General features: G+C 57.7%; 11 protein-coding genes. 9 read left to right on the top strand and 2 right to left on the bottom strand.

Going from position 1 to position 11,833, the window contains the following annotated elements:
* The first annotated feature begins 275 nt into the window (after positions 1-275).
* From MWR57_RS14410 to MWR57_RS14400, 3 genes are all read left to right on the top strand, one after another.
* A complete protein-coding gene (locus MWR57_RS14410) occupies positions 276-734 on the top strand; it encodes a hypothetical protein (protein ID WP_423125520.1) in 459 nt (152 codons plus the stop codon).
* A gap of 148 nt (positions 735-882) precedes the next feature.
* Entirely contained in the window at positions 883-1,257 is a 375-nt protein-coding gene (locus MWR57_RS14405) for a hypothetical protein (protein WP_423125519.1), read from the top strand.
* A 95-nt stretch (positions 1,258-1,352) separates the two neighbouring features.
* Positions 1,353-2,522: a Gfo/Idh/MocA family protein gene (locus MWR57_RS14400; RefSeq protein ID WP_423125518.1), complete on the top strand. Its 1,170-nt coding sequence runs from the start codon at positions 1,353-1,355 to the stop codon at positions 2,520-2,522.
* A gap of 224 nt (positions 2,523-2,746) precedes the next feature.
* Here MWR57_RS14400 and tatC read toward each other — a convergent pair whose 3' ends face one another.
* Entirely contained in the window at positions 2,747-3,478 is a 732-nt protein-coding gene (gene tatC, locus MWR57_RS14395; RefSeq protein ID WP_423125517.1) for a twin-arginine translocase subunit TatC, read from the bottom strand.
* Positions 3,475-3,816 carry a twin-arginine translocase TatA/TatE family subunit gene (locus tag MWR57_RS14390; RefSeq protein WP_423125516.1) on the bottom strand — a complete coding sequence of 114 codons (342 nt, stop codon included), beginning with the start codon at positions 3,814-3,816 and terminating at the stop codon, positions 3,475-3,477. Before MWR57_RS14390 ends, tatC begins: the two co-directional genes overlap by 4 nt.
* Positions 3,817-4,078: 262 nt before the next feature.
* Between MWR57_RS14390 and MWR57_RS14385 the strand changes: the two genes are divergently transcribed.
* The 6 genes from MWR57_RS14385 (at position 4,079) to MWR57_RS14360 (ending at position 11,823) form a co-directional block, all read left to right on the top strand.
* The gene (locus MWR57_RS14385) at positions 4,079-5,377 is read left to right on the top strand and encodes an adenylosuccinate synthase (protein WP_423125515.1); all 1,299 of its coding nucleotides are present in this window, start codon (positions 4,079-4,081) and stop codon (positions 5,375-5,377) included.
* A gap of 15 nt (positions 5,378-5,392) precedes the next feature.
* The gene (locus MWR57_RS14380; protein ID WP_423125514.1) at positions 5,393-6,169 is read left to right on the top strand and encodes an AMP nucleosidase; all 777 of its coding nucleotides are present in this window, start codon (positions 5,393-5,395) and stop codon (positions 6,167-6,169) included.
* Positions 6,170-6,275: 106 nt separating this feature from the next.
* A complete protein-coding gene (locus tag MWR57_RS14375) occupies positions 6,276-7,628 on the top strand; it encodes a glycoside hydrolase family 30 protein (RefSeq protein WP_423125513.1) in 1,353 nt (450 codons plus the stop codon).
* A gap of 499 nt (positions 7,629-8,127) precedes the next feature.
* Positions 8,128-9,816: an ABC transporter ATP-binding protein/permease gene (locus tag MWR57_RS14370; RefSeq protein WP_423125512.1), complete on the top strand. Its 1,689-nt coding sequence runs from the start codon at positions 8,128-8,130 to the stop codon at positions 9,814-9,816.
* Positions 9,817-9,837: 21 nt separating this feature from the next.
* Positions 9,838-11,013: a glycoside hydrolase family 5 protein gene (locus tag MWR57_RS14365; RefSeq protein ID WP_423125511.1), complete on the top strand. Its 1,176-nt coding sequence runs from the start codon at positions 9,838-9,840 to the stop codon at positions 11,011-11,013.
* A 21-nt stretch (positions 11,014-11,034) separates the two neighbouring features.
* A complete protein-coding gene (locus MWR57_RS14360; RefSeq protein ID WP_423125510.1) occupies positions 11,035-11,823 on the top strand; it encodes an endonuclease/exonuclease/phosphatase family protein in 789 nt (262 codons plus the stop codon).
* Positions 11,824-11,833 lie beyond the last annotated feature (10 nt).

Below are 11,833 nucleotides of genomic sequence, written 5' to 3'. Positions count from 1 at the left end.
CTGACGAATATTTCGAAACGCTGGACGATGCCGATTAAAAACTGGAAATCGGCGCTGAATCAGTTCAGCATCATGTTTGAAGACAGGCTGCCGGAATTTTGATCACAAAAACCATTTACACAAAATTCTTTACACACCCCAATATCATAACCCTAGCAGCATCAGCCTTTATTGCCATGATATTTATTAACTAAACCTATAACCATCGGGTCGAGTTCGACGGCCAAACCTGCGGTTTGCCGCGTCTCACCCGAAACGTTAGAACTTCTATTCCTATGGCACAACGCTCTCGTCTTTCTACTGGTTTGTGTGGCGTCGCTGGCGAGTATTTCGTCGCTGCCGAGTTATCACGTCGTGGCTATGTTGCGTCGCTGACTCTCCGAAACACAAGAGGCATCGACATACTGGCATCGAACACCGACGCAACAAAGAGCGTTGGCATTCAAGTCAAGGCCATTCAAGGTAGTGGCAAGGAATGGATGCTCAATCAAAAGCACGAAAACGACATAGCAACAAATTTGTTCTTTGTGTTCATCCGCCTCAATGATCTTCTTGCGCCCGAGTACTACATCGTCCCGCGTGAGGAGGCCGCCAAGTACGCCCGAGACAATCATCAACGGTGGCTCAATACCCCAGGCCGTCAAGGCCAACAGCATCAAGACACGCCAATGCGTAAATTCGCAGACCCAGAAAACAAATACCTTAATCGCTGGGAGCTACTTGGCCTTGACTAAACCAAGTTCTAACATGGCACTCAACCTCGCTCCCTTCGGTCGCTGAACCGCAAGTGGGATCAGGTCTTGAAATGCAAGGGAAAGCCAATAGGGACGCTGGCAATGTCTTCCACTCGACGTCGGCACTCGCGCACATAAAGGAGGCACCGTGCCAGAGATTACGCAAGAAACCATCGAAGAAATTGAAAGCGAATATGCCAAGTGGGCGGAATTCCTAAATGTTGGTGTCGGCCTCTTGTCGTTTAGTCTCGGCATTTCCTGTCTTGGCACGCCGCGTCCGGACGTAACGGGCTTTCTTTCGCTGCTTTTCATGCTCCTATTTATGGTGTATGGACAGAAACACTTCCCTCTCAAATTGCGGGAACTTAGAAAGGCATCTCTGGTCGGGATAGACGAACTGTTGCTTCTCGGCATTGAACGCAAGTATTTTGGAATTCGAGGTGTCTCCAAGAACTTTCCCGTCTTTCTTGCCGGTTGGTTATTCCTCGGTGGTGTTGCTATCTATGACGCTTTCTTCAAATAAGCACGCTAACCCGGCAGTCGGGCGGTCCTGCGAAAAAAGCCACACAGGCCCCTCATTTTTACGTTGACCGAAACACAGGAGACAGGGATAAAGCGATGCAAGACGAGATTGAGAACGATACGGCAGGAAGAGGCGATGACTCGGGGGTGACGCACGCGGTTCCTTCGATTCAGGGATTTGAAAGGGCATTGGTTGATCAGGACACCGAGCAGCAGTGGGTTCCGGTTTCCGATCGCAAGATCCGGGTGGGCATCATTGGCTTTGGCGTGTGTGGATTCGGTGCGGATTTCTCTTTTCAGGATCACCCGAATGTAACGGTCACGGCGGTTGCCGATCTGGTGCCCGAGCAGTGCGCCGCGTTGGCAAAAGCCTGTCGCTGCCAGAAGATGTACGGGACGGGCGAGGAACTTATCCAAGACGAGGCAATCGAAGCTGTTTTCATTGCCACGGATGCGCCCAGCCACGCGCGCCTCGCCATTGCGGCTCTCCAAGCGGGGAAGCACGTTGCCTCGGCCGTGCCGGCCGTTTTCGGCTCCCTGGAAGATGCCGAGGCGCTTTTCGCTGCGGCCAGAAGCTCTGCTGGGAAGTACATGATGTTTGAGACCTCCTATTTCCATGGTGATCTTTACTGCATGCGCGAGATGTACAGGAAGGGGGCTCTTGGCAGGCTGATTTACTCCGAGGCCGAGTACCTGCATTACCTGGGAACACCTCTGCCCGCGTACGGGGCATGGCGTACGGGGTTGCCGCCGCAATGGTATCCGACCCACACGAATGCCTATTACGTGGGGGTTACAGGCGGTTCATTCACGGAAGTGTCGTGCATGGGCATGCCCAGCTCCATTCCACACCTGCAGGCCGAGAACAATCGCTTCGGCAATCCGTTCGGCACCGAGATCGCGCTGTTCCGCACCAGTACAGGAGGCATGGCCAGAATGGCGGTCAGTTGGGAGATACCGGGTACCGGTGATGAAACGGGTCGAATCTGGACCGAGAAGGGAATCTTCGACCGTGTTTTCAAAGGCATGGATGGGAAGGAGACGCCCTTGATCAAACGGCCGCCTCTGCCGCCGGGAGTTCAGCCCGCTGGCCACGGTGGATCGCACGGCTATCTGATGAGTGAGTTCATAGCGGCCATCCTGCAGGACCGCACGCCGCTTGTGGACATTGCCCAGGCATTGAACCTGACGGTGCCCGGCATTGTCGCGCACCAGTCGGCGATGCGGAACGGGGAATTGCTGAAGATTCCGCAGTATGTTCTTTGATTTGTCGTGAAGAATCAGCGGCCAATAAGGCCGATGCAGGCGACATTCAACAGCGCGCCTGAACGCTGATGGGTTATTGTGCTTCGACAGGCTCAGCATGAACGGAAGAAACTATAATGATCTCAAGATGATTACCGTTCGCCCTGAGCCTGTCGAAGGGTCTTTCCCTCTTTTTGCCTGAGGCTCATACTGCACTCCGGTAAGGAGACTGAAACACAGGAGCTTCAGTTTTCAGCCTTCAGTTTCCCCTTGAATGGCCGGCTGATGAGGATGCCTGCCTCGTACAGGCCGAAAAGCGGTACGGCAAGGAGGATGGCGGATAGCACATCGCCTGCGGTGAGCAGAAAGGCCAGGACCAGGATGGCGAGATAAAAGTATTTCCGCTGCCTGGCGAAATACCCCTTGCTCACAATCCCGGCCTTGGCAGTCATCACCATGAGAAACGGCACCTCAAAGGCCAGCCCGAAGGTGAGCGAGGTTCGGGCCACAAAGGAGAGATAGGCGTCGAGTCGGAGCAGGGGTTCAAGCTGCGCATCGGCAAAGCTCAGCAAAAACGAGAGCATCTCCGGCATGACCACCAGATAGGCAAACACCACCCCTCCGGCAAACAGGGAGGTGGCCCAAAAGACCACCGTTCTCGCCATCCTGCGCTCATGACGGTGCAGTCCCGGCGCAATAAACATCCACAACTGGTAACAGCAGACCGGAAACCCGAGCATGAGCCCGGCCAGCAAGGAAATCTTCAGATAGCTGACAAAGGCTTCGGTGAGATTGGTGTAGACGAGTTTGGCGAGATTGGGGTGGCCTTTGATCAGGGGAACCATCAAAAAACGGACGAGCTCCTCGGAAAAGGCATAGGCGATCAGGGTGGCCGCCAGGATTGCCAGAAAGGACGTCAAGATCCGATTCCGCAGCTCTCGAAGATGCCCGGAAAAATGTCCAGCCAGCGCGGTCATACTGCCGACTTCACATCCTTGGCCTCGGGTTCGTCGGGAGGGACGACAGGGCTGGCATCAGGCGACGACACTGCGTCAATCTCCACCGCCTCCGGCTCGGAAACCGAGGTGGAAGGCAGATTGGGATAGGCGTCTCCCAGCTTTTGCTGCCAGGGATCCTGCCCCAGCTCATCCTTCATCTCCTCATGCAGGCTCTCCTTGAGGGATGAGGCTGTTTTTTTCAAATCCAGCACAACCTTGGCAATGGACTTCGCCATTTCCGGGAGCTTTTCCGGGCCCACCACGATAAGCGCGATGCCCAGGATTAGAATCAACTCGGGAAGCCCTATGCCAAACATGCAGTTGCCTCAATAGGTCCGCAAAAAGTCCATACCGCCGAAAAAAAATGTCGGCGCCTCACATCCAGGGGGCAATCTACGGCATTTGCCCGAGGGTGTCAAGCCAGGCGCCGCCCGGAGAAAGGGCGGCGCCTCACCGCGATTGACTTTTTATTTTCCTTTGGCTATGGTGCCTGGTGCTGCACCCAACACAATAAAAAACATGAGCCCATCGCGGCTCACTAATAATCTTATTTTCGGATGATTGCGGAGGAAAAACAAGATGGCCAATGTGGTAATTGTCGGGACGCAATGGGGCGATGAGGGCAAGGGCAAGATCGTTGACCTGTTGACGGAGCACGCCGACTTCGTGGTGCGCTTTCAGGGCGGCAACAACGCAGGCCACACCCTGGTGGTGAACGGCAAAAAGTACGTCTTCCACCTGATCCCCTCCGGCATCCTCTACGACAACAAGATGTGCTTCATCGGCAACGGCGTGGTGCTCGATCCCGGCGTTTTGCTGGAAGAGATGGACAAACTGGCGGCCAGCGGGTTGCCGGTGAATCCGCAGCGCTTGATGATCAGCGAGCGCGCCCACCTGATCATGCCCTACCACCGGCTCCTGGATTCGTGCAGCGAATCGGCCCTGGCCAGCGGCAAAAAGATCGGCACCACCGGGAGGGGCATCGGCCCCTGCTATGGCGACAAGATCCTGCGCAAGGGCATCAAGGCCGGAGATCTGCTGGACGCCGGGTCGCTCATGGAAAAACTCCGCGAGAACCTGGAAGAAAAGAATTTTCTCTTCAGCAAGAAATTCAACTGCGAACCGCTTAAAGCCGAGGCGGTCTACGACGAATATATGCAATACGCCGAGCGGCTTGCTCCGTATATTGATAACGTTTCCGTGGCCCTGGACGATGGCCGCAAGGCCGGCAAGCACATCCTCTTTGAAGGCGCCCAGGGCACCCAGTTGGACATCGACCACGGCACCTACCCCTTTGTCACCTCCTCGAACACCATCGCGGGCAACGCCTGCACCGGCAGCGGCTTCGGCCCCTCCCACATCGACTGCGTCATCGGCATCCTCAAGGCATACACCACCAGGGTTGGCGAAGGGCCTTTCCCCACCGAGCTGTTTGACGCCACGGGAGATGAATTGCAGCAAAAAGGCGGGGAATTCGGCGCCACCACAGGGCGCAAGCGCCGCTGCGGCTGGCTGGACGGGGTCATTGCCCGCGAGGCGGTGCGCCTCAACGGCATCAACGGCCTGGCCATCACCAAGCTCGATGTTTTGAGCGGCCAACCGACCCTGAAACTGGCCACCAGCTACGAGGCGGACGGCAAGAAATTGACCGCCATGCCCGGCAATATCAAGACCTTTGCCAAGATGCAGCCGGTCTACGAGAACCTCGCAGGCTGGAGCGAAGAGATCAGCCAGGCCCGCAGCGTGGACGACCTGCCGAGCAAGGCCCGCGATTATGTAAAACGCATCGAGGAGTTCACCGAGACCCCGGCCTACATCCTTTCCGTGGGCCCAGGCCGCGAGCAGACCATGCTCCTCAACAACCCCTTCCAAAAATAACCAGAAGGAACAGGCATGAGCACAGAGCTGCGGCCCGACAGTTATGCCCGGCACACCCTGGAGCGCTATACCGGCTCCAGCGTCAAGGACTTCGGCTCCCACATCCTGCTCTGCAATTTTCACCGCTACATCGACGACTTCGCTCGCATCACCGGCAATCCTGTCCAGCGCGGGCACTGGAGCGTGGTCCACGACCGCAAGCGGGACCTCAGCATCATCAACCACGGGGTGGGCTCGCCCTCGGCGGGCATTGTCATGCACTGCCTCTCCTTTCTCGATGAAATCAAGTGCGTGCTCATGCTCGGCATGTGCGGCGGCATCGACGATGCACTGGAAATCGGCGACATCATCATCCCCACCGCCAGCATCCGCGACGAAGGCACCAGCCCGCATTATCTGCCCAAGGATGTCCCTGCCCTGCCCTCGATCCACGTTAACCGCATCTGTGAACAGGTCATCACCAGCGAGCTGAAGATGCTCCCCAAGTCAGGCATCCTGATGACCACCGACTACCGGATGTGGGAGTTTGACGCCGAATTCATCCAATACATCCGCAAGCACCGGATCATGGCCATCGACATGGAGATCGCCACCCTGTTCGCGGTGGGCTATGCCCTCAACGTGCCCACCGGGGCCATGATGCTGGTCTCGGACCTGCCCCTGAAAAAAGGCGGGATCAAAAGCAAGGACAGCGCCGAGGAGATCTTTCTCACATACACCCAGGAACATCTCCAGATGGGCCTCAAGGTCATGGAAACCGCCTGCTTGAACAGCCGGAGCCCACTGGGTTAACGCCCTGATCTCCTGCGTATCTGCCCGGCAGGCGCACACCCCTCCTGAGCGGTTTGCCGCCTATCCCTGAATTGCTTGGTGAGAGATACCTCCTTTGGAGAAATGCATGTCCCGCCATATCGTCCACATCTCGCTCACAGCCAAAAACACCCCCGCCCGCCTGAGCGAACAGCCCCCCGTGGTTTTTGAAGCCGCGCGACCGGAAACACCCGCCATCACCATCGATCCGCGCAAGCGCTTCCAGAAGATGGAAGGCTTTGGCGGAGCATTCACTGAAGCGGCTGCCGTTACTTGGCAAAAACTCCCCCCGGAAAAGCAAGCCGAAGTGATGCAGGCATACTTCGACCCGGACAATGGCCTGGGGTATACCATGGGGCGGACGCATATCAACAGTTGCGATTTTGCTCTGGGGAATTACGCCTATGCTGAAGTGGCTGGCGATTTTAGCCTGGAACACTTTTCCATTGCGCGTGACCGCGCCGCTCTTCTGCCCATGCTCAAGGAAGCCGTCCGTTGCAGCGGCGGCCTGAAGTTGTTCGCTTCACCCTGGAGCCCGCCGGCGTGGATGAAGACCAATAAGCAGATGAATGGCGGCGGCCGGCTGCTCCCGGAATGCCGTGATGTTTGGGCGCGTTACTATTGCCGCTACATTCGGGAATATGAAAAGGAAGGCATCCCCTTCTGGGGCCTCACCGTCCAGAATGAACCGGAAGCCAGCCAATCCTGGGATTCCTGCCTGTACTCAGCCGAAGAAGAGCGCGATTTTGTCCGCGATTATTTGGGGCCGACCCTGCGGAAAGAGGGGCTTGGCCATCTCAACCTGATGATTTGGGACCACAACCGTGATGCCATCTACGAGCGCGCCAGAGTGGTGTACGATGACCCCCAGGCTGCGCAATACGTATGGGGGGCGGCGTTTCACTGGTATGTAGGGGATCATTTCGACAATCTGACTGCCGTGCACGAAGCCTTTCCGGATAAACGACTGCTCTTCAGCGAAGGGTGTCAGGAAGGCGGCCCGCACGCAGGCGAATGGGGCGTGGGTGAGCGCTACGGGCATTCGCTCATCAATGACCTGAACCGTTGGACCGTGGCTTGGGTGGATTGGAATCTTGTCTTGGATGAACGCGGCGGCCCCAATCATGTGGGCAATTATTGCAGCGCGCCCATCCTGGTGGATACCCAGGCAGGCCTGCCCCTGTATCAGAGTTCGTTCTACTATCTTGGCCATTTCTCCCGTTACATTCGCCCTGGCGCCGAACGCATCCTGCACGCCACCACCACCGATGCCCTCGAGACAACGGCCTTCCTCAATCCGGATGGGACAATCGCCGTCGTGGTGTTGAATCGCACGGAGCAGGCGGTTCCCTTTGCTCTCAAATACCACGATCAGGCTGCCCGCACGATCAGTCCGGCCCATTCCATTATGACCTTACGCTTTGCCAATTTTTCCGGATAAACCATCACAATGTTTTCTGATTACCACTAATCTTCAGCCAGTTCTTTAACGTCATTCCCGCGCAGGCGGGAATCCAGAGGAGTTAGCCAGATGGCCTGGATTCCCGCCTGCGCGGGAATGACATGGTTGCGCCAGACGAACAATCCAAAAACCGTTACTTATCAACACGTTGCCCTACCAGGCTTGAATGTTGGCTGAAGTTCGATGGTAATCAGAAAATGTTTTTTCCATCACTCGCAAGAAGATGTTGACGGAGTCCCAGGCTTTCTGTAGGAATTGACAGGGGATAATGCACGGATCGATATGGCCGGATACCAGCCGGAAAAACATTTTTTTTAGCCCTATGATCTTCAAATACAATTTCTGCCCGCAGGGACAAGGCGCGAGGACAATCACATGCACGACGTCTTCCGCCTGCCCCCATCACCTTTCGCTGACCGTGCCAAAGGTTCCCTCGCCGCTGCTTGGCGTCACCTTCACCAGTATCCCCTGAGCCCAGATGCCTAACTCCCTCGATTTTCTCGTTGAATTTCTTCGCCTGTCGAAGCTGTTTTGGCGCTCGAAGCAAAAGCTGAAGATCCGGGGCACCACCTTCCTCCTGGCGCTCCTGACCATCATGCAAATGGTCCTGGCGGTGGTGGTGACGCAATGGAGCGCGGCGTTGTTCAACGCCCTGGAGCAGCACTCCATGCGCGGCCTTATCACCCAGATCGGCATGCTGGCGATCATCTTTGTCGCCGACATGGCCGTGACCGGCTCGCACTTGGTCATCAAGCGCAATCTGCAGATCTATTGGCGCGACTGGCTGACGGACCATGTTTTCTCCCGCTGGATGCGGGATGGCCGCCACTATCTGATCTCCCATCTTCCGGGCGAACACGACAACCCGGATGGGCGTATTGCCGAGGATTGCCGTATCGCCAGCGAGTCAGCGGTCGCCCTGGGCCACTCGTTGTTTTACTGCATTTTACTGCTGATCGGCTTCTCGCAGGTGCTCTGGTCCCACTCCGGGGTGGTGACGCTCCACCTGGGAGCGTGGCAAATCCCCATCTACGGGCATCTGGTCTGGGTCGCGATCATCTATACGGCCTTGGCCTCCTGGCTTGGCTGGCAGGTGAGCCTGCCCCTGACCGGCGCCACCAACGCCCGGCAATCGGCGGAGGCGGACTTCCGCGCCGGCCTGCTGGAGGCGCAGGAAAACAGCCAGGCCATCGCTCTGATCCATGCCGATAGCTATGAGCGGCATCTTTTGCATGAGCTGTTCTACAAGATTCGCAAGACATGGGACACGCAAACCGCGGCATGGCGAAATATTCAGATATTCAGCACCGGCTATGCCTCGCTGAACATGGCCTTTCCGCTCCTGATCGCCGCACCCCGTTACATCCTGGGGAGCATCACCTTGGGCGCGATGATGCAAGCCGCCCAGGCTTTCCAGCAAATGGTGGGCGCCCTCTCCTGGCCGGTCGGCAACGTGGGCGGGATCGCCGAATGGCGCGCCTCGGTGGAACGCACGCTGAGTTTACTCAAGGTGTTGGATAATGTGGAGGATGAGTTGGCACAACCGGATCACTGGATCCAGGTGAAGAGCTCAAACCGGCCGGTATTGGCCTTCCGCAACCTCAGTATCGCCAAATACGACGGCCCGGTATTGGCCCAAAACATCAATATGGAGATCGGCCAGGGCGAACATGTGCTGATCACCGGCAACACCTACACAGGGGCAAAGCTGTTTCGCGCCATTGCCGGGATACGACCCTGGGGCAGCGGCGTCATCGAACTCCCCAGCCAAGGCCGCCTCTTTTTCATGCCGCCTCGACCGTATTTACCCACCAGCACCCTGCGCAACGCCATCTGCTACCCAACCTCCCGCCGGGTTTTCAGCCAGGAACAACTCGAGCAGGCGCTGCGTTTGGTAGGCCTTGAAACCCTCATCGACCAGCTCGACCAGCAGGACAATTGGATCAACGCCCTGGCCCGGGGAGAGCAGCAACTCTTGGGCATGGTGCGCCTACTGCTCAACCGTCCCCAGTGGATTTTCCTGCAGGAGGCCTTCGATTCCCTGGACTCCCAGGAAGAGGCACGGATGCTGCGCCTGATCAATGAACAGCTCCCCGATGCCACGCTGCTTGTAATTTCCCATCTGCCAAACAACGCCTCTTTCTACTCACGCCGTCTGAGCCTGTAAAACTATGCAAAAGGATCATCCATGACTATCCAAACGGTTCACGAAGGCGGCAGCAAACTACGCGGCGTCAATCTCGGCGGCTGGCTGGTGTTGGAAAAATGGATCACCCCGAGTCTATTCGAGGGGCTGAACGCCACCGACGAAACATCCTACTGCGTCGAGCTGGGCGAGGCCGAGGCTACTCGGCGCCTGCACCAGCACTGGAACACCTTCATCACCCGCGACGACTTCGGTTGGCTGAAAAGTGCCGGCATCAATGCCGTGCGGTTGCCGGTCGGCCACTGGCTCTTCGGCAAGGACTATCCCTACCACCGCAGCTATCAGGAGGCGCGCTATCCCTTTGTGGAAGGGGGGCTTGCCATTGTCGACAAGGTCTTTGAGTGGGCCGGGGAGTTCGACCTGCGGGTGGTTCTCGACCTCCATGCCGCGCCGGGGTGTCAAAACGGCTTTGACAACGGCGGCATCCTCGACGTTTGCGAATGGCACACCAGCGAGGAGTACATCGAACATTCCCTGGCTCTACTGGAACGATTGGCCGAGCGGTACGGAGATCATCCGGCACTGCACGGCATCGAGACGCTCAATGAACCGCGCTGGGATATCCCCACCGATCTGTTGAAGCGCTTCAACCTCGAGGCCTACCAGCGCATCCGCCGCCACTGCCCGCCCGAGCGGGTGACGGTGGTGTTCCACGACGGCTTCCGCAGCTTCCGGGAGTATGCAGGGTTTCTCCAAGAGCCGGAGTTCCGCAACGTGGCCCTCGATATCCACCGCTATCAGTGCTTTATGGATTACGACACCAGTCTGGACATCTTCGGCCACATCCGTAAGTCCGCCGTGGACTGGCGCGACGAAGCGGACGAGATCATCCGCGAGTCGGGCTATCAGGTGTATTGCGGGGAATGGAGCCTGGGGCTGGATCTGAAGATGGTCTCCCTCTGGGCGGAGGGGCCGTTTAATCATGCCCTGGAGGAAATGGATCTCTTTCAAATGTCCGCGGCCTATCGCGGCTACGCCTCGGCCCAAGTGCTGACCTTTGAGAAATACGCCGGCTGGTTCTTCTGGACTTACCGGACCGAGACTACTCCGGAATGGTGCTATCGGGACTGCGTGGATCAGGGGTTCTTTCCCAATATGGGCCGGCCGGAGCAGTTCGCGGGCATACGGGGGACCCTGGAACGGGCCAAGCAGCCATAAACGGCCGCAGGAGGACTTGCCATGATCAAGGTGATGAGCTTCAATATCCGGGTTGGCCTGGCCGACGACGGCGAGAACCACTGGGACCGCCGCAAGTCCCTTGCCCTGGAAAGAATCCACGCCTTCGGGCCCGACCTGATGGGCCTCCAGGAATGCCTGGACACCGAGCAGGCCGAGTTTGTCCGCACCCGCCTGCCGGACTATCATTTTTTTGGCGTCCATCGGGGCGGCCCCGGAGGCACGGCGCTGGAGATGGCGCCCCTGCTCTTTCGCCGCTCCGCCTTCCGGCTGCTCGATACGGGATGCTTCTGGCTGAGTGAGACCCCGGAGATTCCCGGCAGCATGAGTTGGCAAAGCAACTATCCACGAACAGTGAGCTGGGCCAGACTCTCCTGCCGGTTGACCGGGTCGGTGCTCACCTACGTCAACACCCATTTCGACTACGAACCAACGGCCATCGAGGGGGATGCCCGGGTCCTGCGCCAATGGCTCGATCAGATCCGCCAGGATACCGCGCTCATCGTGACCGGCGATTTCAATGCCGACAAGGATTCAAACGCATACCGCCTGCTGACCGGCGATGGAACGCTGATCGACGCCTTGCGGCAAGTCCTGCCACACGGGCCAAACGGGGAAGATGAGGCCACCTTTCACGCCTATGGGCTGCAGGAGGAAATGGCAGCCATTGACTGGATTCTGGTCTCCGGCCATTTCCGGGTCCTTGCTGCGCAGATCGACCGTTCCCGCCAAGGCAATCTCTTCCCCTCGGATCATTACCCCATAACGGCAGTGCTCGACTGGAAGGCCTAAACCGACGGCA

This window comes from Hydrosulfovibrio ferrireducens, from assembly GCF_046883345.1.
Classification (GTDB): domain Bacteria; phylum Desulfobacterota; class Desulfobulbia; order Desulfobulbales; family Desulfurivibrionaceae; genus Thiovibrio; species Thiovibrio ferrireducens.
The sequence above is the reverse complement of the archived record's forward strand: the minus strand, read 5'-3'. Positions and strand labels throughout refer to the sequence as shown.